General features: G+C 65.4%; 23 protein-coding genes. 13 read left to right on the top strand and 10 right to left on the bottom strand.

Features of this window, described 5'->3' with window-relative positions:
• Position 1: 1 nt before the first annotated feature.
• Together pagP and purD are read left to right on the top strand one after the other, a co-directional pair.
• Positions 2-562, top strand: a complete 561-nt coding sequence (pagP, locus tag ACE3QM_RS01580; RefSeq protein ID WP_374419733.1) for a lipid IV(A) palmitoyltransferase PagP — start codon at positions 2-4, stop codon at positions 560-562.
• A 53-nt stretch (positions 563-615) separates the two neighbouring features.
• Positions 616-1,893, top strand: a complete 1,278-nt coding sequence (gene purD, locus ACE3QM_RS01575) for a phosphoribosylamine--glycine ligase (RefSeq protein ID WP_374419731.1) — start codon at positions 616-618, stop codon at positions 1,891-1,893.
• A gap of 222 nt (positions 1,894-2,115) precedes the next feature.
• Here purD and rfbC read toward each other — a convergent pair whose 3' ends face one another.
• From rfbC to rfbB, 4 genes are read right to left on the bottom strand one after another with little or no spacing between them, the layout of a single operon-like run.
• Positions 2,116-2,661, bottom strand: coding sequence for a dTDP-4-dehydrorhamnose 3,5-epimerase (gene rfbC / locus ACE3QM_RS01570; RefSeq protein WP_374419729.1), 546 nt, complete (start codon positions 2,659-2,661; stop codon positions 2,116-2,118).
• Positions 2,662-2,677: 16 nt separating this feature from the next.
• Complete coding sequence (gene rfbA / locus ACE3QM_RS01565; protein WP_231464745.1) at positions 2,678-3,565, bottom strand: glucose-1-phosphate thymidylyltransferase RfbA; 888 nt, start codon at positions 3,563-3,565, stop codon at positions 2,678-2,680.
• The gene (gene rfbD, locus ACE3QM_RS01560; protein WP_374419726.1) at positions 3,562-4,488 is read right to left on the bottom strand and encodes a dTDP-4-dehydrorhamnose reductase; all 927 of its coding nucleotides are present in this window, start codon (positions 4,486-4,488) and stop codon (positions 3,562-3,564) included. The genes rfbA and rfbD overlap by 4 nt, the downstream gene beginning before the upstream one ends.
• Positions 4,481-5,542: a dTDP-glucose 4,6-dehydratase gene (gene rfbB, locus ACE3QM_RS01555; protein ID WP_374419724.1), complete on the bottom strand. Its 1,062-nt coding sequence runs from the start codon at positions 5,540-5,542 to the stop codon at positions 4,481-4,483. The genes rfbD and rfbB overlap by 8 nt, the downstream gene beginning before the upstream one ends.
• A gap of 309 nt (positions 5,543-5,851) precedes the next feature.
• Here rfbB and ACE3QM_RS01550 point away from each other — a divergent pair, with 309 nt between their 5' ends.
• The 4 genes from ACE3QM_RS01550 to yedA are packed head-to-tail and all read left to right on the top strand — an operon-like array spanning position 5,852 to position 8,345.
• On the top strand, positions 5,852-6,052 hold the full coding sequence (locus tag ACE3QM_RS01550; RefSeq protein WP_374419722.1) for a hypothetical protein: 201 nt from the start codon (positions 5,852-5,854) through the stop codon (positions 6,050-6,052).
• Positions 6,053-6,110: 58 nt separating this feature from the next.
• On the top strand, positions 6,111-6,701 hold the full coding sequence (locus ACE3QM_RS01545; protein WP_231464737.1) for an L-threonylcarbamoyladenylate synthase: 591 nt from the start codon (positions 6,111-6,113) through the stop codon (positions 6,699-6,701).
• A 35-nt stretch (positions 6,702-6,736) separates the two neighbouring features.
• A complete protein-coding gene (tolQ, locus tag ACE3QM_RS01540; protein WP_369799179.1) occupies positions 6,737-7,396 on the top strand; it encodes a protein TolQ in 660 nt (219 codons plus the stop codon).
• Between the two features lie 52 nt (positions 7,397-7,448).
• The gene (gene yedA, locus ACE3QM_RS01535; protein ID WP_374419720.1) at positions 7,449-8,345 is read left to right on the top strand and encodes a drug/metabolite exporter YedA; all 897 of its coding nucleotides are present in this window, start codon (positions 7,449-7,451) and stop codon (positions 8,343-8,345) included.
• A 50-nt stretch (positions 8,346-8,395) separates the two neighbouring features.
• Here the strand turns inward: yedA and ACE3QM_RS01530 are convergent, their stop codons facing one another.
• On the bottom strand, positions 8,396-8,923 hold the full coding sequence (locus tag ACE3QM_RS01530) for a cytochrome b (protein ID WP_048407972.1): 528 nt from the start codon (positions 8,921-8,923) through the stop codon (positions 8,396-8,398).
• A gap of 195 nt (positions 8,924-9,118) precedes the next feature.
• Positions 9,119-10,282, bottom strand: coding sequence for a lytic polysaccharide monooxygenase (locus tag ACE3QM_RS01525; RefSeq protein ID WP_374419717.1), 1,164 nt, complete (start codon positions 10,280-10,282; stop codon positions 9,119-9,121).
• 441 nt (positions 10,283-10,723) lie between these two features.
• Here ACE3QM_RS01525 and ACE3QM_RS01520 point away from each other — a divergent pair, with 441 nt between their 5' ends.
• The 6 genes from ACE3QM_RS01520 (at position 10,724) to gap (ending at position 19,236) form a co-directional block, all read left to right on the top strand.
• A complete protein-coding gene (locus tag ACE3QM_RS01520) occupies positions 10,724-11,458 on the top strand; it encodes a GntR family transcriptional regulator (protein WP_048407974.1) in 735 nt (244 codons plus the stop codon).
• On the top strand, positions 11,455-12,576 hold the full coding sequence (nagA, locus tag ACE3QM_RS01515) for an N-acetylglucosamine-6-phosphate deacetylase (RefSeq protein WP_374419715.1): 1,122 nt from the start codon (positions 11,455-11,457) through the stop codon (positions 12,574-12,576). The genes ACE3QM_RS01520 and nagA overlap by 4 nt, the downstream gene beginning before the upstream one ends.
• The gene (locus ACE3QM_RS01510) at positions 12,569-13,579 is read left to right on the top strand and encodes an SIS domain-containing protein (RefSeq protein ID WP_374419712.1); all 1,011 of its coding nucleotides are present in this window, start codon (positions 12,569-12,571) and stop codon (positions 13,577-13,579) included. The genes nagA and ACE3QM_RS01510 overlap by 8 nt, the downstream gene beginning before the upstream one ends.
• 159 nt (positions 13,580-13,738) lie before the next feature.
• On the top strand, positions 13,739-16,243 hold the full coding sequence (gene ptsP, locus ACE3QM_RS01505) for a phosphoenolpyruvate--protein phosphotransferase (RefSeq protein WP_374419710.1): 2,505 nt from the start codon (positions 13,739-13,741) through the stop codon (positions 16,241-16,243).
• Positions 16,244-16,362: 119 nt separating this feature from the next.
• Complete coding sequence (gene nagE, locus ACE3QM_RS01500) at positions 16,363-18,039, top strand: N-acetylglucosamine-specific PTS transporter subunit IIBC (RefSeq protein WP_374419708.1); 1,677 nt, start codon at positions 16,363-16,365, stop codon at positions 18,037-18,039.
• Positions 18,040-18,222: 183 nt separating this feature from the next.
• Entirely contained in the window at positions 18,223-19,236 is a 1,014-nt protein-coding gene (gap, locus tag ACE3QM_RS01495) for a type I glyceraldehyde-3-phosphate dehydrogenase (protein WP_048407977.1), read from the top strand.
• Between the two features lie 55 nt (positions 19,237-19,291).
• On the opposite strand, the gene ACE3QM_RS01490 is transcribed toward gap, so the two are convergent.
• The 4 genes from ACE3QM_RS01490 to ACE3QM_RS01475 all read right to left on the bottom strand — a co-directional run bounded on the left by ACE3QM_RS01490 (position 19,292) and on the right by ACE3QM_RS01475 (position 22,480).
• Positions 19,292-19,702, bottom strand: a complete 411-nt coding sequence (locus ACE3QM_RS01490) for a PaaI family thioesterase (protein ID WP_048407978.1) — start codon at positions 19,700-19,702, stop codon at positions 19,292-19,294.
• On the bottom strand, positions 19,699-20,871 hold the full coding sequence (locus ACE3QM_RS01485) for an ABC transporter substrate-binding protein (RefSeq protein WP_197081342.1): 1,173 nt from the start codon (positions 20,869-20,871) through the stop codon (positions 19,699-19,701). The genes ACE3QM_RS01490 and ACE3QM_RS01485 overlap by 4 nt, the downstream gene beginning before the upstream one ends.
• Before the next feature lie 120 nt (positions 20,872-20,991).
• A complete protein-coding gene (locus ACE3QM_RS01480; protein WP_374419705.1) occupies positions 20,992-21,813 on the bottom strand; it encodes an IclR family transcriptional regulator in 822 nt (273 codons plus the stop codon).
• Between the two features lie 223 nt (positions 21,814-22,036).
• Positions 22,037-22,480, bottom strand: coding sequence for an Lrp/AsnC family transcriptional regulator (locus tag ACE3QM_RS01475; protein ID WP_048407980.1), 444 nt, complete (start codon positions 22,478-22,480; stop codon positions 22,037-22,039).
• A 429-nt stretch (positions 22,481-22,909) separates the two neighbouring features.
• Here ACE3QM_RS01475 and phoB point away from each other — a divergent pair, with 429 nt between their 5' ends.
• Positions 22,910-23,599, top strand: coding sequence for a phosphate regulon transcriptional regulator PhoB (gene phoB / locus ACE3QM_RS01470; RefSeq protein WP_019101332.1), 690 nt, complete (start codon positions 22,910-22,912; stop codon positions 23,597-23,599).
• The last annotated feature ends 4 nt before the right edge of the window (positions 23,600-23,603 follow it).

The following is a 23,603-nucleotide window of genomic DNA, read 5'->3' as shown; positions in this document are numbered from 1 at the left end:
GATGAGATCTATTGCATTCTGTTTGGGCGCCGGGCTGCTGGCGCTCGGCAGCCCGGCGGCGTTGGCCGCCGACAACACGGCCGCCGAACCCGGCTTTTGGCAGCGCAGCCGCGACAATGTCGAGGCGACCTGGCGTTCCGAGCGCTACGAACTGTACGTGCCGGCCGTGACCTGGCATAACCGCGCCTTCTACGACAGGGCGAAAATCGACTCCTTCAACGAGCGGCCCTGGGGTCTGGGCTTTGGCCGTTACCGCTACGACGCCGATGGCGATTGGCACGCGCTGTATGCGATGGCCTTCCTGGACTCGCACAAGGATGTCGAACCCTTCGTCGGCTACGCCTACCAGAAAACCTGGCGGCCGCTGGACGGCTGGCGGCTGGGCGCCGGTTTCACCGCCGGCGTCACCGCGCGTTCGGACTATAGCTATATCCCGTTGCCGGCGGTGCTGCCGCTGGTGTCGGTGGAGTATCGCCGGCTGGCCTTGCAGGCCACCTATATCCCGGGCGGGCACAATAACGGCAATGTATTGTTCGCCTGGCTGCGTTGGCAGCTCGATTGAGTGAAGAATCCGGCGCGTTGCGGCGCGCCGCTAAGAACAGATGGAGCATTGACATGAAAGTAATGGTTATCGGCTCCGGCGGGCGCGAACACGCGCTGGCCTGGCGCATCGCCAAATCGCGCCGGGTGTCCAAGGTCTTCGTCGCGCCCGGCAACGCCGGCACCGCGCTGGACCCCAATCTGACCAACGTCGAGCTCGGCAGCGTGGCGGAATGGGTGGCTTTCGCCAAGCAGGAGAAGATCGAACTGACGGTGGTGGGACCGGAGGCGCCGCTGGCGGCCGGCGTGGTCGATGCCTTCCGCGCCGAGGGGCTGCGGATTTTCGGCCCCACGCAATATTGCGCGCAGTTGGAAAGCTCCAAGGATTTCGCCAAGGCCTTCATGAAGCGCCACGGCATCCCCACCGCCGGCTACGAAACCTTCAGCGACGCTAGCGCCGCCCATGCCTATGTCGACGCCAAGGGCGCGCCCATCGTGATCAAGGCCGACGGACTCGCCGCCGGCAAGGGCGTGGTGGTGGCGCTGACGCTGGACGAGGCGCACGCGGCCATCGACGATATGCTGGTGGGCAACAAGATGGGCAGCGCCGGCGCGCGGGTGGTGATCGAGGACTTCCTGCAGGGCGAGGAGGCCAGCTTCATCGTGATGGTGGACGGCGACCACGTGCTGCCGATGGCCACCAGCCAGGACCACAAGCGCCTGCTGGACAACGACCAGGGTCCCAACACCGGCGGCATGGGCGCGTATAGCCCGGCGCCGGTGGTGACGCCGGCGGTGCACAACCGGGTGATGCGCGAAATCATCCTGCCGACGGTGTTGGGCATGAAGAAGGACGGCCACAGTTATACCGGCTTCCTTTACGCCGGCCTGATGATAGACGCGCAGGGCAACCCGCACACTATCGAATTCAACTGCCGCTTCGGCGATCCGGAAACCCAGCCCATCATGGCGCGGCTGAAGTCGGACTTCACCGTGCTGCTGGAGGCCGGCGTCAACGGCCGCCTGAACCAGGTGGAGGCGGAGTGGGACCGCCGCGTGGCCTTGGGCGTGGTGTTGGCGGCCGAGGGCTATCCGGACGCGCCGCGCAAGGGCGATCTGATCAGCGGCCTGCCGGCCGAGAGCGAGGACGGCATGGTGTTCCACGCCGGCGTCAGCCTGGACGCGGACAAGCAGCTGCGCAGCAACGGCGGCCGCGTGCTGTGCGCGGTGGGCCTGGGTGACAGCGTCAAGATGGCGCAGGGCAAGGCATATGCCTTGGCCGATCAGGTCCATTTCGCTGGCAAGCAGCTGCGCCGCGACATCGGCGCGCGCGCGATTGGCCGCAAACACTGAGAATCTGTTTACGATCAGCTGCGCGTCGGCGGGATAGTTAGACAAGGGCGTTGAAAACAACTTCAGAATGCTCATGTACCGTTTGTACACTCCGCTTCTTCCGCTGTTTTCGCCTTGTCTCGCGCTAGCTCGCGAGAGCGTGAACAGGTTCTGAGTCCCACCGTTTGATAGAGAAACAGCGCCGCTTGCGGCGCTGTTTTCATTTCCGGGCTTGGATCCGGCTCAGCCCAGTTCGGCCTGACGCAGGCCTGGCGCGTCGCAATCCTTGGCCGACAGCTGCGGTTCTCCGTCCAGCGGCCAGGCGATTGCCAGCTCGGGATCGTTCCAGGCTATGGTTCGCTCCAATTCCTTGAACCAGTAATCCGTGGTCTTGTACAGAAACTCGGCGCTGTCCGACAGGGTGACGAAGCCGTGGGCGAAGCCGGGCGGCACCCACAGCTGGCGCTTGTTGGCGGCGGACAGGTGCACGCCCACCCATTGGCCGAAACTGGCCGAGCCGCGACGGATGTCGACGGCGACATCGAAAACCTCGCCGGCGATCACCCTAACCAGCTTGCCCTGGGCATGCGGCGCCAACTGATAGTGCAGGCCGCGCAGCACGCCCTTGCTGGAGCGGCTGTGATTGTCCTGCACGAAGGGTGCGGCGCAGCCGATGGCGGCTTCGAAGCGCTGCTGATTGAAGCTTTCGAAGAAGAAGCCGCGTTCGTCGCCGAACACGGTGGGTTCTATGATTTTGACGTCGGCAATGGCGGTGTCGATGATGTTCATAAGCGGCTCGTCAGTATCAATAGACAGTCTGGTCCAGCATCGCCAGCAGATAACGGCCGTAGCCGGTCTTCTGCAGCGGCTTGGCCAGTTGGCGCACCTGTTCGTCGCCTATCCAGCCGGAGCGGTAGGCGACTTCTTCCGGGCAGGCCACTTTCAGGCCCTGGCGGCTTTCTATGGTGGCGATGAACTGGCTGGCTTCCAGCATGGATTCATGGGTGCCGGTGTCCAGCCAGGCGTAGCCGCGGCCCATGGTCTGCACCGACAACTGGCCCTGCTGCAAATAGACATTGTTGACGTCGGTGATTTCCAGCTCGCCGCGCGGCGAGGGTCTGATGGACTTGGCGATATCGACCACCTGCTCATCGTAGAAGTAGAGGCCGGTCACCGCGTAATTGGACTTGGGTTGCGCCGGCTTTTCCTCTATCGACAGTGCCTTGCCGTCGGCGTCGAAGGCGACCACGCCGTAGCGCTCCGGATCGTTGACGCGGTAGGCGAACACGCTGGCGCCGCTGTGCTTGGCGTTGGCGTCCTGCAGCAAGGCGGAGAAATCGTGGCCGTAATAGATATTATCGCCCAGCACCAGCGCCGATGGCGCGCCGGCCAGGAAGCCCTCGCCGATGATGAAGGCCTGGGCCAGGCCGTCCGGGCTGGGTTGCACCGCGTAGCTCAGTCGCAAGCCCCATTGGCTGCCGTCGCCCAGCAACTGCTCGAAGCGCGGCGTGTCCTGCGGGGTGGAGATGATCAGGATTTCCTGGATGCCGGCCAGCATCAGCGTGGTCAGCGGATAATAAATCATCGGCTTGTCGTAGATCGGCAGCAATTGCTTGCTGACGGAAATGGTGGCCGGGTATAGCCGGGTGCCGGAGCCGCCGGCCAGGATGATGCCTTTGCGTGCCTGGGTCATTGCTTGTCTTTCGTTTGCGGCTGGGCGCAGAGTTCGGCCAGCACTTGTTGGACGCCGGTCTCCCAGCGTGGCAGCGCGAGGCCGAAGGTTTGCCGCAGCTTGGCGCAGTCCAGCCGGGAGTTGGCCGGCCGCGGCGCCGGCAGCGGGTAGTCCGCCGTGGCGATAGGCGCGATGTCGGCTGGCCTCAGCCGCAGCACGCAGCCCTGTTTTACCGCTTCGGCGGTCAGCAGTTGAGCATAGCCGTGCCAACTGGTTTCGCCCTGCGCCGCCAGGTGGTAGCTACCGTAGGCGAAGCCGGCCGGATCGCGCAAGTAAGCGCGCAGCAGCGCCACGGTGACGTCGGCGATCAAGGCGGTGGAAGTGGGCGCGCCGATCTGATCGGCCACCACGCTCAAGCTGTCGCGCTCTCGGGCCAGACGCAGAATGGTTTTCAGGAAATTGCCGCCGTGAGCGCCGAACACCCAGCTGGTGCGCAGGATCAAATGCCGCGGCGCGGCGGCGCGCACCGCTTGCTCGCCGGCCCATTTGCTCTGGCCGTAGACCGAGCGCGGCTCGGCCGCATCGTCTTCGCGCCAGGGTTGTTCTCCGGCGCCGCTGAACACGTAATCGGTGGAATAGTGCAGCAACAGCGCCTGGCGCCGCGCCGCCCATTGCGCCAGCAAGGCCGGCGCGGCGGCGTTGACCGCGTGGGCTTGTTCGGGTTCGCTCTCGGCGCGGTCCACCGCGGTGTAGGCGGCGGGATTGACGATGATGTCGGGCTGGTGGCGTTCCAGCGCCTGGCGGATGCTGTCGGCCTGACCCAGGTCCAGTTCAGCGCGGCTCAGCGCGACGACTGCGCCCAGCGGCGCCAGCGCGCTTTGCAACTGGTGACCGAGCTGGCCGTTGATTCCGGTCAGCAGAATGGTGGGCGCGTGCTCAGCCATAGTGTTGGTTCACCCAGTCGCGATAGGCGCCGCTGCTGACATTGGCGACCCAGTCCTGATGTTGCAGATACCAGGCCACGGTTTTGCGGATGCCGCTGTCGAAGGTTTCCTGCGGCCGCCAGCCCAACTCGCGTTCCAGCTTGCGCGCGTCTATCGCGTAGCGGCTGTCGTGGCCGGGACGGTCGGCGACGAAGGCGATCTGCTCGGCGTAGCGGCGCGTCGGGTCGGTCTGCGGCGCCAATTCGTCCAGCAAGGCGCAGATGGTTTTGACCACGTCCAGATTGGTTTTCTCGTTCCAGCCGCCGACATTATAGGTTTCGCCGGGCGTGCCGGCTTCCAGCACCCGGCGGATGGCGCTGCAATGGTCTTTGACGTAGAGCCAGTCGCGCACCTGGCTGCCGTCGCCGTAGATAGGCAGCGGCTTGCCGGCCAGGGCGTTGAGGATGACCAGCGGGATCAGCTTCTCCGGGAAGTGATAGGGGCCGTAGTTATTGCTGCAATTGGTGGTCAGCACCGGCAGGCCGTAAGTGTGGTGCCAGGCGCGCATCAGGTGATCGGACGCGGCCTTGGACGCGGAGTAGGGGCTGTTCGGCTGGTAGCGGTGATTTTCTGTGAACGGCGCGTCGTCGGGGCTCAGCGAGCCGTAAACCTCGTCGGTGGACACATGCAGCAGGCGGAAGGCGGCGCGCTCCGCGTCCGTCAGTTGGCCCCAGTAGCCGCGCATGCTTTCCAGCAGATTGAAGGTGCCGACCACATTGGTCTGAATGAAATCGCCCGGTCCGTGGATGGAACGGTCGACATGGCTTTCCGCGGCGAAGTTGATCACCGCGCGTGGGCGGTGCTCGGCCAGCAGGGCATCGACCAGCGCGCGGTCGCCGATATCGCCGTGCACGAAGACATGGCGCGGGTCCTGCTCCAGGGATTTCAGGGTGTCGAGATTGCCGGCGTAGCTGAGCGCGTCCAGATTGACGACGGTTTCGTCGCTCTGCGCCAGCCAGTCCAGTACGAAATTGCCGCCGATGAAGCCGGCGCCGCCGGTTACCAAGATGCTCATAGCGTTCGTTCTTTCAATAACTTGAATCAGGAAACTGGCTCATTGCGGCCGCGGGATGGCGCGGCGGCAAGAGGATGGCAAAAATATTTTATGGGTTCAATGAATGATATCGACAGCTTGGCTAGGTTCCAAATGCTTAAAAATATCGGAGCGGGCCGGTGGAGGAAAGGGGCAGATTTATGGCATTTTTGCAGCCGGCATCGAAAATTCGACATTGGCTTGATGCGGCTTCTTCTAGATTGGAGGCGAGTGGCGCAGGCAGGGCGGTTGCCAGCCGGATACTGCGCCTGATGCCGAGGAGAAGACATCATGAGTCACATCGCACCGGCGGCAGAGCCGGAGGCCGAAGGCCGATGGCGCAAGGTTGCGCATTTCCTGCGCCATGAGCGCCGCTGCTGGCGCCGGCTGGCGTATTGGTTGAAACAATTCCACAGCGACAGGCCGCCGCTGCGTTGCTATGCCTGGCGCCCGGCGCCGGAAGACGACGATGGGGATGCGTTGAAGCGCTAGGTCGCCGTCGCGGACAGCGGTACAATGCGGCTTTATTTTCGCATCGCCGCCCATCATCATGAAGTTCACCCCCGGCCGGGAGCGGCCCTTGCCCCGGCTGCCCGGACGCCCGTTGCAGCTCAAAGCCCGCGCCGCGCTGAAACAGGGCGAGGTCATCGCCTATTCCACCGAGTCCTGCTACGGCCTGGGCTGCAATCCGCTGGATGTGCGCGCCATCCGCAAGATTCTGGCGATCAAGGCCAGGCCCAATCACAAGGGGCTGATCGTGATCGCCGCCGATGTCGGCCAGATCCGCCACCTGATCCGCCCGCTGTCCGCCGCTCAATACGCGGAACTGGCGCGCTACTGGCCGGGTCCATATACTTTTTTGCTGCCGGCCTCGCGCCGGGTGCCACCGGCGCTGCGCGGCAAGCACGACAAGATCGCGGTGCGCGTCACCGCCCATGGCGAGGCCGCCGCGCTGTGTCGCAGCCTGGGCACGGCGCTGGTGTCCACCTCGGCCAACCGCGCCGGCCAGCAATCGCTGAAAACCGCGCGCGCCTGCCAACAGGCTTTCCGCCAGCGAGTGCTGACCCTGCCGGGCCGCATCGGCAAGAGGCGCAAACCGTCCACCATCATTGATTTGGAAACAGGCCGCGTATTGCGCTGAGCCTGGCGATTACAAGAGGAGTTGCCGTGCAACAGATTTCTTTCCTGAGCCTGATCCTGGACGCCAGCTTGATGGTGCAATTGGTGATGGCCGGCCTAGCCTTGATGTCGGTGCTGTCCTGGGCGTTGATTTTCAACAAGATCGCGGTGCTGCGCGCGGCGCGGCGCAATAGCGACGAGTTCGAGCGCAATTTCTGGAGCGGCGCGGACTTGAATCGTCTGTATGAGGATGCCAGCCGCCGCAACGACACCGTGGGCATGGAGCGCATCTTCCAGTCCGGTTTTGCCGAGTTCCTGAAACTGCGCGGCCGCAACGGCACCGAGCTGTCCGACATCATGGCCGGCTCGCGCCGGGCGATGAAGGCGGCGGCGCAGCGCGAGCTGGATACTTTGGACAGCCATACTTCCTTCCTCGCCACCGTCGGCTCGGTCAGCCCTTACATTGGCCTGTTCGGCACGGTGTGGGGCATCATGCATGCCTTCATCGGCTTGGGCAATGCCGGCCAGGCCACCTTGTCCACGGTGGCGCCGGGCATCGCCGAGGCATTGGTGGCCACCGCCATCGGCCTGTTCGCGGCGATTCCGGCGGTGGTGGCGTATAACCGCTTCGCCACCGACGTCGACCGCTTGGCCACCCGCTTCGACAGTTATATGGAAGAGTTCTCCAACATTTTGCAGCGCCTGGCCACGCGTTGAGTCGGCCGCGTCCGCGGCAAAATTAGACTTGCCACGGACATTCCCATACGGCATGGTATCCGGTTCCACTTTCCCGAGCCGCACCATGCCGTTTTCGCGCATCCCCCCGCTGACCCTCGCCGCTTTCTTCGCCCTGTACGTGATCTGGGGCTCAACCTATATGGGCATACGCATAGGCATCGAGTCCTGGCCGCCGATGATGATGGCCGGCCTGCGCTTTTCCCTGGCCGGCTGGCTGATGCTGGCCTATCTGTGGCTGCGCAAATACCCGATGCCGAACGCGCGCGAGCTGGGCGGCGCCGCCTTGCTCGGCGTGCTGATGCCGGCGGTGGGCAACGGCTTGGTCACCGTGGCGGAGAAAGACGTGTCCTCGGGCGTGGCCGCCTTGGTGATCGCCACCGTGCCGCTGTTCACCCTGTTGTTCGCGCGCATGTTCGGTCAAAAGGCGCGCAAGGTGGAATGGGCCGGCATTGGTCTGGGCGTTTGCGGCATGGTGCTGTTGAATATGGGGGCCAATCTGAAGGCCAGCCCCAGCGGCGCCGCGCTGCTGCTGCTGGCCTCCGCCGGTTGGGCGCTGGGTTCGGCCTGGAGCCGCCATCTGGCTCAGCCCAAGGGACCGATGGGCAGCGCCTGGATGATGATCTTCGGCGGCGCGGCCTTGTTGCTGGCCAGCCAGGCTTATGGCGAGAAGCTGCAGGCGATGCCGACTCTGTCCAGCTGGCTGGCCTTGTTTTACCTGGCGGTGTTCGGCTCCATCATCGCTTACAGCGCCTATCTGCACTTGCTGAAGACGGTGTCTCCGGCCGCCGCCACCAGCTACGCCTACGTCAACCCGGTGATCGCGGTTTTGCTGGGCGTGGTCTTCCTCGGCGAGCACATCGGCCTGCACGAGATGCTGGCGATGAGCGTGATCGTGGCTGCGGTGGTGTTGATCAGTTGGCGGCGTTAGAGCCTGTTCAACGCCGTATCGCCGAAGCGCAGCAGACTTTGAACAGATTCTTAGCCCGTCAGTAGCGACATACGCCGTAGCAGGCGCCGGCCCTGGCGCTGGTGTTGAATCACCGCGCCGATATGGGCGGTCAATAGCAGGGCCAAGAGAACGTTGCTGGCGAAGTGCAGCCTGGCCAGCGCTTGGGTGCTTGCTCCGGCCTCCAGGCTGGGCGGCAGCGTGATCAGGCCGAACACGTCGACCGGCCGCTCCATCATCAACCAGCCGCTGGCCAGCGATAAACCACTCAGCAGATAGAGCAGCGCATGCGCGCGGCGCGCCAGCCGGTGCTTGGCCGGCGGAATGCCGGCCGGCGGCGGCATGCGGAAGCTGGCGCGGTAGACGACGCGCAGCAGGAACACGGGCATCAACAGCGTGGTCAGCGCGACGTTGAACGGCGGAATCGCCGCGGCGACGGCGGGCGGCAGCGCGCCGGAGGCGAGCGCGAAGCCGCTGATCATCGCCCACAGGATCACGACTGCGCAAATCCAGTGCAGCCAGGCGGCGATGGGCGGATAGGTCTGGGTCGAGCTTGGCATCGGAATCGGCTTTCTTGCATATCCCGCAGGCGACGCGCGGCAGCCGTCCTGCCGGCGCGCGGGCATGGCGTGGCCGCCGTCCGAGGCGTGGACCCGCGGCAGGAGGAGGGTGGGAGAAACCGGCCTTCCGGGATCGGGAAGGCCGGCGAGTCAGCGCGTCAGAGCTTCAGCCCGCGCGCCGACTAGGCGGGATGCTCAGACCGGCGCCCACAAGGCGGGCTGGCTGGACGGGGTCCAGCCGGCGCCGGCCCAGGCGGTGTGCGGCTGCAGGCAGCGGTACTTCTTGCCCTGATAGCTGACGATCTGGCCGGCGGTGTAGGACACGCCTTCTTTCCAGGCGTCGCCCACCGGCGGCGGGTTGATGCCGCCGTCGCCCTTCTTCAGGTCGATCTGGTAGGTATAGCCCTTGTAGCCGTCATTCAGATACACGCGGTTGGCGGTGGCGCTGCGTTCCGGCGTGATGTTCACCGTGCGCTGCTTCTGGTTCATCACGCCGATGCGGATCGCCTTGGAAGTCGCGTTCACTTTCACGCCCAGCTCGTACGGCCAGTTGGCCATTTGGCCGCTGACGGCGTCCAGCTTGACCTGGATGGTTTCCGCGTCGCCGCCCTTGGCGTCGAACACGCGCAGCGTGGCGGTGCTGTTGTTCGGCAGGTTCTCATAGGCGGTCACCTTGCCGATTTCCTTCCACGGATTGGTCACCGGCGGCGGTTCCGGCGGATTGGTGCCATCGCCGAACACCACGTCGGAGCACGAGTAGAACGCTTCCTCGCTGTCCGCGCGTTTCCAGACATTGAAGATGATGTGCGGACCGCTCTTGCCGGCCGGCAGCTTGGCCACCATGTGGTAGCGCTTGTTGGCGTCCAGCGGCGGATTGCCGGTCACGGTGTGGAAGGGCTGCGGATCCAGGTCCGACCATTTCAGCGGCTTGCTCTGATCCCAGCCGTTCTTGGTCACATAGAACTTGAAGTACTTGGTCTGGTGCGGCGCGGTGGCGTGGTAGACGAACTCGTAGTTGCCGTTGGCGTCAGTCACCAGCTTGGTTTTCGGCCAGTCGGTGCGCGCCAGGTTGAAGCCCTTGAACTTGTCCTGGCCGCCGGCGCAAAGCTTGCCGTCCGGCACCACCGCCGCGTGATTGTCGCCCTGCGGATTCTGGTTGATGCCGTTCCAGTCGTACATGGCCTGGGTACCGCCCACGCGGCGGGCTTCCTGGCAAGCGGCGGACTTGGGCGATTCCGCGCCTTCCTTGAAGCAGCTATAGGTACGGTTGATCGGCACTTCCATGGTGCCGTGGGCCCAGAGCGGCGCGCTGAGGCAGGCCAGGGCGAGGGCGGCGGGAAGGCGCAGTTGTGGTTTCATTCTGACTCCTTTGAGCTACGAGTGGTATGCAAGCGCCCAGCAGTTTGCCGAGCAGTCCAATCATCATATGAATGCCATATGATTTAAAATGGGACGACTATTTTTAATGTAAGTTTGGCGGTGGGTACTATTGCCATACTTACTGTGTGGTCTTGCATCCGCTTGATTCTTGCAAAAAACGCTCATCCACAGACCTGTCCCGACGGTCACGGCGCGAGAGGCCGTCATTTTTTCCTGCCAAATCATCCCTTTGTCGTTTTGCTGCCATGCAGCAAGCTGACGGCAAGGGAGGTAAATAAAATGGTATTGACGTGGTATTAATGTGGTATTAACGTTCGCGGTATGCCAGCAGCGCTGGATTCGCGCGGCGCTCGTGTCGGAGATGCCAGCTTGGGGACGCCGGTTATACACTGGTGTTTTCAGACCACTTGCAGACAACCCATGGAAAATCGCTGGCTAGCATTGAAACCGGATGAAACCCTGACCACGCCGCTGTATCTGCAGCTGTCGCGGAAACTGGCCGACGCCATCAACGCCGGCTGGTGGCAGGCGGACGAGGCGCTGCCGTCGGAGCGCACGTTTTCCGAAGAACTGGGCATTTCGCGCGTGACGGCGCGCAAGGCGATGGATGTGCTGCTGGAGCAGGGCCTGATTCGCCGGCGCCAGGGCTCGGGCACCTTCATCACGCCGCGGCTGGAACAGCCCTTGTCGCGGCTGACCGGCTTTACCGAACAATTGCGCCAGCGCGGCTTCGTGCCGTCGTCGGTGTGGCTGGAGCGCGGCGTGTTCGCGCCCAGCAATGAGGAAGTGATCAAGCTGGGGCTGTCGCCCACCTCGCAAGTGTCGCGGCTGAAGCGCCAACGCTTGGCCGACGGGGTGGTGATGGCGATCGAGATGACGACGCTGCCGGTGGCTTATCTGCCGGAGCCGCAGCAAGTGGGCACCTCGCTGTACGCCCATCTGGACGCCAACGGCCATTCGGTGGTGCGCGCGCTGCAGCATATCCGCGCGGTGAACGCCTCCGGCGACATCGCCACGCTGGCCGGCATCCGCCCCGGAGAAGCGATGTTGCTGATCACCCGCATCGGCTTCAACGCCGAGAACATCGCGATTGAATTGACCGATACCTATTGCCGTAACGACTACTACGATTTTGTTGCCGAACTGAGACGATGACCCAACACCGAGTGCTGCAAGGACGCATCCTGACCGAAGCCGGCTGGATGGACGGCGAACTGAAACTGGCTGCCGACGGCCGCATCGAGGCCATAGACGCGCGGCTGGCCTCCGGCCGCGCGGTCGAACGCTATCTGCTGCCGGGCTTCATCGACCTGCACGTCCATGGCGGCGGCGGCGTCGACATCATGGAAGGCGGCAGCGCCGCCGAAAAGGTGGCCAGGCTGCATGCGCGCTTCGGCACCACATCCTTGCTGGCCACCACCATGACCGCGCCGCCGGACGAGATCGAACAGGTGTTGCGCGCGCTCGGTTCCTCCTGTCGCGAACGCCGTCCCGGCGGCGCCCGCATCCTGGGCGTTCACCTGGAAGGCCCCTACATCAACCCCGGCAAGCTGGGCGCCCAGCCGGACGACGCCTGTCGCGCGGTGATGGCCCAAGTGGACGCCTACCGCGCGCTGGCGCCGGTGTCGCTGATCACGCTGGCGCCGGAAATCGCCGGCCATATGGACATCATCCGCCAGTTGGCGCAGCAGGGCGTCAAGGTGCAGTTGGGCCATACCTTGGGCAGTTACGAAGACGGGGTGCAGGCGCTGGAGCAAGGTGCGTCCGGCTTCACCCATCTGTTCAATGCGATGAGCGGCCTGCACCACCGCGAGCCCGGCATGGTGGGCGCGGCGCTGGCGCATGCCGAGTACGCCGAGCTGATTCCCGATCTGCTCCACGTTCACCCCGGCGCGATCCGCGCCGCCCTGCGCTCGATTCCGCGTCTGTACTGCGTTACCGATTCCACCGCCGCCGCCGGCATGCCGGACGGCGAATACAGGCTGGGTTCGCACTCGGTGACCAAGTGCATGGGCGGCGTGCGCCTGACAGACGGCACCCTGGCCGGCAGCACGCTGACCACCGATCAGGCGCTGCGCAATCTGGTGTCCATCGGACTGCCGCTGGCCGATGCGTCGAACCGCCTGTCCTTGTACCCGGCCGACTACCTGGGCCTGGCCGATCGCGGCCGCCTCGCCGCCGGCGCCTGGGCCGACATCGTGGTGATGGACGCGGATTTGAATTTGCAGCAAGTCTACGTAGAGGGAGAACAGATTGGCCTCGTTGATGCTTGAAGAAGCGCTGTACGCCGCCGAAGCGGTGGCCGCGCAGCATATGTACGCCGATGAAGCGCTGGCCGCCTTGGGCCGCGCGCTGGCGGCGGAACGCCCCAGCCTGGCGCTGACCGTGGCCCGGGGCAGTTCCGACCACGCCGCCATTTACTTCGCCTATCTGGCGATGCAGCGCCTGGGCGTGCCGGTGGTGTCCTTGCCGATGTCGCTGATCACCCTGCATCAGGCGCCGCTGGCGGTGAAGGGCCAGTTGGCGGTGGCCTTGTCCCAGTCCGGTCAGAGCCCGGATCTGATCGACACCATGAAGGCGCTGGGCGTCGCCGGCGCGCGCACCGTGGCGCTGGTCAACAAACATCAATCGCCGCTGGCCGCCGCCTGCGAATGGGCGGTGCCCTTGTGCGCCGGCGACGAGAAAAGCGTGGCCGCCACCAAGAGCTATATCGCCACCCTGTCCGCGGTGGCGCGTTTGGTCGCGCACTGGCAGGGCGATGAAGGCCTGCTGGCCGCGCTGGCCAATCTGCCGCAGCGCCTGACCGAAGCCACGCGCCAGGACTGGCGGCCGGCGGTGGACGCGCTGGTGGACGCCGAACGCATCATGGTGGTGGGCCGCGGCCTGGGCTTCACCGTGGCGCTGGAGGCCGCGCTCAAGTTCAAGGAAACCTGCGTGATCCAGGCCGAGGCCTTCTCCGGCGCCGAGATCAAGCACGGCCCGATGGCGCTGATCGACGATGGCTATCCGCTGCTGATTTTCGCGCCGCGCGGACCCGAGCAGCAGGGGCTGATCGAATTGGCCGCCGAGATGCGCGGTCGCGGCGCCAAGGTGCTGTTGGCCGCGCCGGCCGATGTCGCCAGCCGCGACCTGACGCTGGCGTTGGCCGACGACCCGGCGCTGGACCCGCTGCTGGCGGTGCAGAGCTTCTACCTGATGGCGGCGAGCCTGTCCGAGGCGCGCGGCCTGAACCCCGACGTGCCGCGCCATCTGTCCAAGGTGACCTGCACCCGCTGAGCGCCCGGCGCGCAGCACCGCACCAGAAGAAAACCGCGCCCCGATCAGCCATGCGAATCGGGGCGCGTCGCAAGCGCCCGTCCTTGCCGGCGGGCTCGCCGCCAGGGCCGATAGGGACCGGCCCGGCGCGGCGCTCAACAACAAGATGGAGGAGTCCCCATGTCTGCTACGCTCGAACTCACCGCGCCGTTCGACGGCCCGGCGGTAGCGCTGAACCGGGTGCCCGATCCGGTGTTCGCCGGCCTGATGATGGGTGACGGTCTGGCGATAGAGCCGCTGTCCGGCTCCCTGCTGGCGCCCTGTGACGGGGAGGTGGCGCAACTGGCGCGCACCGGTCACGCGCTGACGCTGCGCGCGGCCAATGGCGCGGAAGTGCTGATCCATATCGGCATCGATACCGTCAAGCTGGACGGCGACGGTTTCCGGCCCTTGGTGCGGACCGGAGAGCGCGTGCGTCGCGGCCAGCCGCTGATCGAGGTGGACCTGGACGCGGTGGCGCGCCGCGCGCCGTCGCTGCTGACCATGGTGGTGATCGCCAATGGCGAGGACTACGCGCTGGAGCATAAGGCGGAAGGCATGCTGCAAGCCGGGCGCACCCCGTTGCTGACGCTGAGCGGCGGCGGCAATGGCGCCGAAGACCTGGCCGACGAGGGCCCGCAAAGCCGCGGCCAGGCCACGGTGCGCCATGCCGGCGGCCTGCACGCGCGGCCGGCGGCCTTGGTGCAGAACGCGGCGCGCCAATATCGAGCCAGCGTGCAGGTGGAATTCAACGGCCAGGCGGCCAATGCCCGCAGCGTGGTGGCCTTGATGGGCCTGGGCGTGGCCGAGGACGACGATGTGGCGGTGCTGGCCCAGGGCGAGGATGCCGCCGCGGCCGCGGCCGCGGTGATCACCGCCTTGCAGACCCGCACCGAATCCGGCCACGGCGCGCCGGCGACGGTCGTCAGCGCGCCGGCGCGCGACCTGCCGGCCGGCTGGATAGGCGGCGTGTGCGCCGCGCCGGGCCTGGCCATCGGCCAGGTGGTGCGCCTGGACGCTTTCGAGCCGGCGCTGCCGGAGTTCGCGGTCAACGCCGACGAGGAACGCGAACAGCTGCGCCGGGCGCTGGCTCAAGTCAGCTCCGGCATTGCCACCGCCATCGACGACGCGCTGCGTCGCGGCCAGACCTCGCAGAGCGATATTTTCTCCGCGCATCTGGCGCTGGTGGAAGACCCTGAGCTGCAAGCCGCCGCCGAGCGGGACATCGCCGCCGGCCACGGCGCCGGCCACGCTTTCCGCCAGGCGGTGCGCACGCAATGCCGCGTGCTGTCCGGCCTGGGCAGCCCCTTGCTGGCGGAACGGGCAACCGATCTCAAGGACATCGAACGTCAGGTGCTGCAGGCGCTGCTCGGCGACGCGCAAGGCGCGCCCGAACTGTATCCGGCCTCCATCCTGGTGGCCGAGGACCTGGCCCCTTCCGAATTGACCCGGCTGCCGCGCGAGCGGGTGGCCGGCATTCTGTCCGCCGCCGGCGGCGCCAGCGGCCACGTGGCCATCCTGGCGCGCGCGCTCGGCATTCCGGCGCTGGTGGCGTGCGGACCGCAGGTGCTGCGGCTGGAAGCCGGCAGCCAATTGCTGCTGGACGCCGGCCAGGGCTGGTGCCAGCCGGAGCCGGACGCCGACGCCTTGGCCACCGCGCGGCAACAGATGAGCGCGCTGGAACAGCGCCGCGCGGCGATGCGCGCCGACGCCGATGGCGCGGCGGTGACGCTGGATGGCGTGCGCATCGAAGTGGCCGCCAATATCGCCAATGAGCAGGACGCGCGCGACGCGGTGCTCCACGGCGCCGACAGCGTCGGCCTGCTGCGCACTGAATTCCTGTTCATCGACCGCCAGCACGCGCCGGATCGCTATGAACAGGCCAATGCCTATCAGGCGGTGCTGGACGAATTGCAGGGCCGCGCCGCCATCATCCGCACGTTGGACGTGGGCGGCGACAAGGAAGTGCCCTATCTGACCCTGCCGCCGGAACCCAACCCGGCCTTGGGCCTGCGCGGCATCCGCACCGGCTTCGCCCACCCGGAAATGCTGGACGAACAGCTGCGCGCGCTGCTGATGCTGCAGCCCTTGTCGCGGCTGCGCATCCTGGTGCCGATGATCGCCGAGGTCGGCGAACTGCGACGCCTGCGTCGGCGCATCGACGAACTGGCCGAGGAAATGGGGCTGAGCGAGCGGCCGCAGTTGGGCGTGATGGTGGAAGTGCCCTCCGCCGCGCTGCTGGCCGACCAACTGGCCGCCGAGGCCGATTTCCTGTCCATAGGCACCAATGATCTGACCCAATACACGCTGGCGATGGACCGCTGCAACGCCTCGCTGGCCGCCAGCCTGGACGCGCTGCACCCGGCGCTGCTGCGCCTGATCGCTCAGACCGTGGCCGGCGCCAGCCGGCACGGCAAATGGGTGGGCGTGTGCGGCGCGCTGGCTTCGGATCCGCTGGCGACGCCGGTGCTGGTCGGCCTCGGCGTCGCCGAGCTGTCGGTCAGCCCCGGCCTGGTGCCGGAGATCAAGGCCAGGGTGAGAACACTGGAACAGCAAGGCTGTCGCCAGCGCGCAGAAGCGCTGCTGGCGCTGGACTCCGCCGCCGCGGTGCGCGCGCGCGCCGCCGAATGGTGGCCGCTGGATTGAAGTTCGAGGTTTGACGCGCATGCCGCGGGGACAACGCGGCAGCGAGACACTTAGCGCAACACACACAAGAAGGCTGGGACGCCATGCCTCCATGGCGACCAAACATTGGGAGATGAGACGTGAGTACCTCTGACAATAAATTCGCCGGCATCCAGCAGCTGGGCCGCGCGCTGATGCTGCCTATCGCCGTTCTGCCGGTGGCGGGCCTGCTGCTGCGCCTGGGCCAGCCCGATCTGCTCAACATCAAGATGATGGCCCAGGCCGGTGACGCCATTTTCGGCAACCTGGCGCTGATTTTCGCCATCGGCGTGGCGGTGGGCTTCGCCAAGGACAATAACGGCACCTCCGGCCTGGCCGGCGCCATCGGCTACCTGGTGATCACCGCGGTGCTGAAGGTGATAGACGAAAAACTCAATATGGGGGTGCTGTCCGGCATCCTGTCCGGCCTGGTGGCCGGCGCCTTGTACAACCGCTACAAGGACATCAAGCTACCCAGCTATCTGGCCTTCTTCGGCGGCAAGCGCTTCGTGCCCATCGTCACCGGTTTTTCCATGCTGCTGCTGGGCGCGGTGCTCGGCTATGTGTGGATGCCGGTGCAGATCGGCATCGATAGCGTGGGCCGCTGGCTGATCGGCGCCGGCGAGATCGGCGTGTTCGCCTATGGCGTGCTCAACCGCGTGCTCATCGTCACCGGCCTGCATCACATCCTCAACACCATAGTCTGGTTCCAGGTGGGCGACTTCGCCAGCGCCGCCGGCAAGGTGGTGCACGGCGATCTGACCCGTTTCTTCGCCGGCGACAAGACGGCCGGCATGTTCATGTCCGGCTTCTTCCCGGTGATGATGTTCGGCCTGCCGGCCGCCTGCCTGGCGATGTACCGCACCGCCAAGCCGGAAAACAAGCAAGCCGTCGGCGGCCTGCTGTTCTCGATGGCGCTGACCGCGATGCTGACCGGCGTCACCGAGCCGGTGGAATTCGCCTTCATGTTCCTGGCCCCGGCGCTGTACGCCATCCACGCGGTGCTGACCGGCCTGGCCATGGCCTTGATGCACGCGCTCAACATCAAGCTGGGTTTCGGCTTCTCCGCCGGCCTGTTCGATTACCTGCTGAACTTCGGCCTGTCCACCAATCCGTTGTTGCTGGTCCCGGTGGGCATAGGCTATTTCGCGCTCTACTACGTGCTGTTCGTGTTCTTCATCAAGAAGTTCGACCTCAAAACCCCGGGCCGTGAAGATGTCGTTGTGGCCATGGCTGCTGTCTCCGCCGGCAGCGGCCGCGCGCGCGCCTTCATCGCCGCGCTGGGCGGCGGCGCCAATCTGAAATCCGTTGACGCCTGCACCACCCGCTTGCGCCTGCAAGTGGCCAGCAATGACAAGGTGGACGAAGCCGCGCTGAAGGCGCTGGGTTCGCGCGGCCTGATCAAGCCGGCCGCCGGCAGCGTGCAAGTGGTGCTGGGACCGGAGGCGGACCTGATCGCCGACGAGATCCGCGTCGCGCTGGGCAATCCCGAAGCGGCTGCCGCGCCGTCCGCCACGGCGCCGGTTCAGGCCTTGGGCGAAGTGGTCGGCATCGACCGCGAACGCTGGCTGGCGGCGCTGGGCGGCGCGGCCAATGTGCGCAAGGTGGAGGCCGTGGCCGGCAGCCGGCTGCGGGTGGAAGTGGCCGACGCGGCCTTGGTGGACCAGGCGGCTTTGCAACAGCTGGGCGCCAGCGGCGTCACCGCCTTCTCCGGCACGCTATTGCATATAGTATTGAATAGCGACGCCGGCGATTACGCCGCCGCCTTGCAGGGTTGAACACCGGGCGGCGGACGGCGGAATTTGACGCACGGCAAGCGCTGGCGGAATTTCCGCACTGTCGATGTTGGTAATTCGCCCACTACTTATGTAGCGAGTTGATTACAAGCGGAATCAGGCGGACAGTGGTGGCGCAGGGCACGGGAAGATGACCTTGCGCCATTTCAACTTGGAGGATGCATCATGACGTTGCGAGTTGCTATCAATGGTTACGGCCGCATCGGCCGCATGATTGTGCGTGCATGGCAAGAGCGCTATGCCGATCAGGACATCGAGATCGTCGCCATCAACGATCTGGCCTCGCCGGAGCTGCATGAACACCTGACCCGTTACGACAGCGTGCATGGTCCGTTCGCCGCTTCCGTGGCGCTGGACGGCGATCATCTGGTGGTCAATGGCAAGAAGATCAAGCTGCTGGCCATCCGCAACCCGGCCGAGCTGCCGTGGAAAGAATTGAACGTGGACGTGGTGATGGAATGCACCGGCTTGTTCACCTCCCGCGAAAAAGCCGGCGCGCATCTGCAGGCCGGCGCCAAGAAAGTGCTGATCTCCGCTCCGGGCGGCGAAGGCGTGGACGCCACCGTGGTTTACGGCGTCAACCATCAGCAGTTGAGCAGCGCGATGACCATCGTCTCCAACGCCTCCTGCACCACCAACTGTCTGGCCCCGATGGTGCAGCCGCTGATCGACACCATAGGCATCGAACGCGGTCTGATGACCACGGTGCACGCCTACACCAATGACCAAGTGCTGCTGGACACCGATCACAAGGATCTGCGCCGCGCCCGTTCCGCCGCCGTGTCCATGATCCCGACCAAGACCGGCGCCGCCGCCGCGGTGGGCCTGGTGCTGCCGCAGCTGAAAGGCAAGCTGGACGGTTTCGCCGTGCGCGTGCCGGTCAGCAATGTGTCGCTGGTGGACCTGACCTTCACCGCCGGCCGCGATACCAGCAAGGAAGAAGTGAACCAGCTGATCACCGCCGCCGCCAACGGCCCGCTGAAGGGCGTGCTCGGCGTCAACACCCTGCCGCTGGTGTCCTGCGACTTCCTGCACAACCCGGCGTCCAGCACCTTCGACGCGACGCTGACCCGCGTGATCGGCGGTCGTGAAGTCAAAGTGCTGGCCTGGTACGACAATGAATGGGGCTTCTCCAACCGCATGATCGATACCGCGGTGGCCTGGCAGGCCGCCAAGTAAACTCGCCGGCTGTTGCACCGCTCAGGCCATGGTTCCAAGGAACCATGGCCTGATTTCATTCCGGCGCGCCGCGGTAGCGCAGGCAGGCTTCGCCAAAGGCCAGCAGCCGTCGCTGCTCGTCGAACGCTTCCGCGCTGGCATGGTAGATGCGCCGCCCCTGGCTGCGCAGGGTGGCCACCGTGTGGATGCGGCCGGCGCAGACCTGGCGAGTGAAGCTGGTGGTCAGCGACAAGGTGACGCAGGCGCGCGGCGTCTCGCCCAGCGGCCGCCAGGTGCCGCACAGCCCGCAGGCCGCGTCCAGCAAGGCGGCGTAGACGCCGCCGTGCACCACGCCGGCCGGGTTCAAATGCCGAGGGCCGATGTCCAGTTCGACGATGGCAAGGCCGGCTTCCCAGCGGACGACGTGGAAGCCCAGCAGTTCGCGCAAGCCGTGCTCGGGGGCGGCGGGGGAAACAAAGTCGGTCATTGATCCTTGCCTTTGATCTGCCACGGCACCGCTGGGTAATTCAGCTTGCCGGTGGCCTGCGCGGCGGGCGAGACCAGCACCACGCGGCCGCCGTCCTGATGCTGGCCTATGTATTGGGTGAAGTGGGGATTGTCGCCATTGGCGTCGAAGCTGAGCGGGCCGATCAAGGTGTCGCGCCGGGTGTTGCGCAGCTCCGCCGCCAGTCCGCCGGGGCGTTTCAGGCTGCCCTTGTCGGCGGCGCGGGCGATGGCCTCGAACAAAACTTGGCCTTGCACATAGGCCATCTCGCTCATGTAGTCCGGCGCGTTCCGGTAGCGCGCATGGTAGCTGGCGTAGAAGCGCCGGCCGGCCTCGGTTTTGAAACTGGGTGGATAGGACAGCAAGGCCGCTCCCAGCACATTGTTGACCAGTTCCGGGAAATCGGCGGCCATCTTCGAGGTGGCCAGGCCCCAGACCCCCAGCATGGCCTTGACCTCCGGCTTGAGCACGCGGGCGGCGCGCAGCATGCCGATATAGTCGTTTTCATAGGCGATCATCACGATGATGTCCGGCTTGTCCCGCAGCCTCACCTTGTTGAGCAAGGGCTTGAAATCCTGCACCCCGGGCTCGAAGCCATGCATGAGGTTGCGTCGGATGCCGCGCGCCTGGTTGTGCCGCAGCAGCAGCTGAGCCAGCTCCTGGCTGGCATCGCGGTTGGAATAAAGAATGGACACCGATGCGACGCCGACCTCGGCGAGGAAGCGGGACACCGCCCGCGCATAGCCGTTGTTGTCGTTGATGCGAAAGAAGTTGGACAGGCCGCGGCGGCTGAGGCCCTGGCTCAGCGCGCCGCTGGTCAGGTAGACCAGGCCCAGCCTGTTGGCGCTGTCCGAGGCCGGAGCGACGATATTGGAGCTGTAGCCGCCGACGATGGCGACGACGCCCTGGCTGGCCAGCCGTTCGACCGCGGCCACCGCCTTGGCCGGCGCGGACTCGTCGTCCTGCACCAGCAAGCGGATGCGATGGCGCGACTGGGACTGGTTGAAGTCGGCGGCGGCGGTGGCGATGCCGCGTTCCATTTCGCTGCCGACGCGAGCCAGGCCGCCGCTGAGCGACAGCGGCACGCCGACCAGGAATTCGGCGGCGCGGCAGTCGGCGGCGAGGGCGCTGGAGATGAGGATGCCGAGCAACAGCCCGCCGTTTAAGACCGGCGCCGGACGCGCCCGTGGTGCCGGTTTGTGCAAGCGCCGCGTGGTTTCCGGCCGGGGGCATTGTGGATTGGGATCGTGAATCATCATCGACTCCTTTTGCTAATGGTCGTCGTCGAAGTCCATCGCGGCCAGCCTACGCGCCATGTCCAGCAGCCGCGGTCCGATGTCTTCCTCCAGCCGGCGGCGCTTGAGCTGGAAGCTGGGTCCGCCGCAGTTGAAGGAGATCAGGCCGTGGCTGGGATGGCGCATCGCGACGCCGACTGAGTTGACGCCGCGCTGCCACTCGCCCAGAGACAGGCAGAAACCGCGTTCGGCGTAATCGCGGAATGCCTGTTCCAGCGACAGCCGGATGGCGGCCCAATCGTCGGGGCGGCGGCGGCGGAGGTGTTCCAGCAGAAAGGCGCGTTCGGTTTCCGGCATGGCCGCCAGGCAAGCCTTGCCCATGGCTGAGCTGTGCAGCGGAATGCGCGAGCCGACCTGGCGGCGCATGGTGAGGTGGGCCTCGCTGTGCGCCACGTGCAGATACACCATGTCCAAGCGGTCGCGGGCGCCTATCGCCACCGCGGCCTGGGCCTGGCGCGCCAGCGCCGCCATCGGCGCATGCGCGGCGTCGCAGATGGCCAGGTTGTCCAGCATCGCATAGCCGAAGGCCAGCACGCCGATTTCCAAATGGTATTTGCCGGAGGCCGGCGTGTAGCGCAGATAACCCAGCCGGGTCAGCGTATGCGTCAGGCGCGACACCGTGGGGCGGGGCAGACCGCTGCGGCACGCCAGTTCCTGATTGCCCAGCGCCTTGCCGTCCGGAGTGAAGCAGCGCAGCAGTTCCAGGCCGCGCGCCAGCGCGGTGACGAATTGCCGCTTATCGTCGGCTTCCACCATGTCTGGCGCCAGCAGCGGCCAGTCCGGAAAGCTGGGTTTCATCGCATCCCCTTCGCTGACGGGCCAGCCATCGGCAACCGGCCCAGAGTGCGCTTCCACTGTATGCGCCGGGGTGGCGGAAGGGGATTATTTCGAAGTTAAGTTTCGCTGTGCGAAATTGCCAGCGTCATTGCAGCGGCCTATCGGCACAGGAATGATTAAAAATCAGATATTTGGGAGCGGAGGAACATTGATGCGGCTTGTCGCCATTTGACCACAAGCGTTTTCAGTCGTCCTGCTGCAGATCGGGTAGGCGTGGCGGCACCGGAACCTCGATCACGATCGAGGTCTTGGTGTCGCCGAACTGCATCAGGCGCGCGATCAATGCCTGCAGCGTGGGCATATTGTCCACCACCACCTTCATCATCAGCCCGCTGGTGCCGGTCACCGACATGCATTCGATGATCTCCGGCATGGTGCGGATTTCCTCTATCACCGCGAAGTACTCCAGATGCTTGACCGTCAGCTCTATCATGCAGCAGATCGGCATGCCCACCTTGTTGGGATCGATGGTGGCGCGGTAGCCGGTGATCACTCCGCCGCGCTCCAGTTTGCTCACCCGGTCCGCCACCGCCGGCGGCGACAGGTTCACGCGCCGGGCCAGTTCCGCGAAGCTGATGCGGGCGTTTTCGTGCAGTGCGGCGATGATTTTTCTATCAAACTTATCCATACTTCGATTATAAGGAAATATGACGAAACAAACTTATAAAAAAAGGTGAAATGGCTGAAAATCCAATCAACCATCTGATCAAAACGCCTGTTTGCTACGTAAAATGCTGGCCGTATCAGGGTTGGCCGCACTGTCCCGCGGCCCGCCTGTCCAGATCCGTTGCGGATGAGAACAGTCCCAATACGCTCTCATTTGAAACTGTCCTGGTGATCTCTTTGTCCCTGGTCTCTAGTCAGATCAAATCTGTATTGACGACGACCATTCCGGGCCTGTTCACAGCAACAGGCCCGTTTTTTTTGGCTTTGGCGACGTCTACGGCTGGCGCGTTAAAATAATCTGCGCCAAAGTGGGAAAGTTTGACGAAATGTCATATTTTTGTAATCACCCGTTTTTATCCTTGCCACACACTCAAACGGGAATGGATCAACCATGCCAGCCAATATCTTGCTTGTTGAAGACGAACCGGCAATCCAGGAGCTGATTGCCTTCAACCTGGCGCAGGCCGGCCACCATGTGCTGCGGGCCAGCACCGCCGAAGCGGCGCTGACGCTGGTGCGCAACGCGCTGCCGGATCTGGTGCTGCTGGACTGGATGCTGCCGGGCGCCAGCGGCGTGGACATCGCCAAGCGCCTGCGCGCCGACGAGCGTACCCGCCATGTGCCCATCATCATGCTGACCGCGCGCTCGGACGAGCAGGACAAGATCACCGGTCTGGAAACCGGCGCCGACGATTACATCACCAAGCCGTTCTCGCCGCGCGAGCTGCTGGCGCGCATCAAGGCGGTGCTGCGCCGTCGCGCGCCGCAGATGACCGACGACGCGGTGGACGTGCAAGGCCTGCGGCTGGACCCGGTCACCCATCGCGTCACCGGCAACGGCGGCGTCATCGATCTGGGCCCCACCGAATTCCGCTTGCTGCACTTCTTCATGACCCATCCGGAGCGGGTGCATTCGCGCTCCCAGTTGCTGGACCAGGTATGGGGCGACCATGTGTTCGTGGAAGAACGCACCGTGGACGTGCATATCCGCCGGCTGCGCAGCGCGCTGGAGGGCACCGGCCACGATGCGCTGATCCAGACCGTGCGCGGCACCGGCTACCGCTTCTCCACCCAGCAGTGAGGCC

Source organism: Chromobacterium sp., assembly GCF_041912965.1.
Classification (GTDB): Bacteria; Pseudomonadota; Gammaproteobacteria; order Burkholderiales; family Chromobacteriaceae; genus Chromobacterium; species Chromobacterium aquaticum.
Note: the sequence above shows the minus strand (reverse complement) of the source record. Positions and strands in the feature narration are given on the sequence as shown.

Coding starts and splice junctions, on each gene's coding strand:
- pagP (WP_374419733.1), top strand. CDS start 2: ATGAGATCTATTGCATTCTGTTTGGGCGCCGGGCTGCTGGCGCTCGGC.
- ACE3QM_RS01510 (WP_374419712.1), top strand. CDS start 12,569: ATGCTTGAAGAAGCGCTGTACGCCGCCGAAGCGGTGGCCGCGCAGCAT.
- rfbB (WP_374419724.1), bottom strand. CDS start 5,542: ATGAGCATCTTGGTAACCGGCGGCGCCGGCTTCATCGGCGGCAATTTC.
- ACE3QM_RS01480 (WP_374419705.1), bottom strand. CDS start 21,813: ATGAAACCCAGCTTTCCGGACTGGCCGCTGCTGGCGCCAGACATGGTG.
- ACE3QM_RS01475 (WP_048407980.1), bottom strand. CDS start 22,480: ATGGATAAGTTTGATAGAAAAATCATCGCCGCACTGCACGAAAACGCC.
- ACE3QM_RS01545 (WP_231464737.1), top strand. CDS start 6,111: ATGAAGTTCACCCCCGGCCGGGAGCGGCCCTTGCCCCGGCTGCCCGGA.
- rfbC (WP_374419729.1), bottom strand. CDS start 2,661: ATGAACATCATCGACACCGCCATTGCCGACGTCAAAATCATAGAACCC.
- ACE3QM_RS01525 (WP_374419717.1), bottom strand. CDS start 10,282: ATGAAACCACAACTGCGCCTTCCCGCCGCCCTCGCCCTGGCCTGCCTC.
- purD (WP_374419731.1), top strand. CDS start 616: ATGAAAGTAATGGTTATCGGCTCCGGCGGGCGCGAACACGCGCTGGCC.
- gap (WP_048407977.1), top strand. CDS start 18,223: ATGACGTTGCGAGTTGCTATCAATGGTTACGGCCGCATCGGCCGCATG.
- ACE3QM_RS01490 (WP_048407978.1), bottom strand. CDS start 19,702: ATGACCGACTTTGTTTCCCCCGCCGCCCCCGAGCACGGCTTGCGCGAA.
- rfbA (WP_231464745.1), bottom strand. CDS start 3,565: ATGACCCAGGCACGCAAAGGCATCATCCTGGCCGGCGGCTCCGGCACC.
- nagA (WP_374419715.1), top strand. CDS start 11,455: ATGACCCAACACCGAGTGCTGCAAGGACGCATCCTGACCGAAGCCGGC.
- ACE3QM_RS01530 (WP_048407972.1), bottom strand. CDS start 8,923: ATGCCAAGCTCGACCCAGACCTATCCGCCCATCGCCGCCTGGCTGCAC.
- ACE3QM_RS01550 (WP_374419722.1), top strand. CDS start 5,852: ATGAGTCACATCGCACCGGCGGCAGAGCCGGAGGCCGAAGGCCGATGG.
- rfbD (WP_374419726.1), bottom strand. CDS start 4,488: ATGGCTGAGCACGCGCCCACCATTCTGCTGACCGGAATCAACGGCCAG.
- yedA (WP_374419720.1), top strand. CDS start 7,449: ATGGTATCCGGTTCCACTTTCCCGAGCCGCACCATGCCGTTTTCGCGC.
- ptsP (WP_374419710.1), top strand. CDS start 13,739: ATGTCTGCTACGCTCGAACTCACCGCGCCGTTCGACGGCCCGGCGGTA.
- ACE3QM_RS01520 (WP_048407974.1), top strand. CDS start 10,724: ATGGAAAATCGCTGGCTAGCATTGAAACCGGATGAAACCCTGACCACG.
- phoB (WP_019101332.1), top strand. CDS start 22,910: ATGCCAGCCAATATCTTGCTTGTTGAAGACGAACCGGCAATCCAGGAG.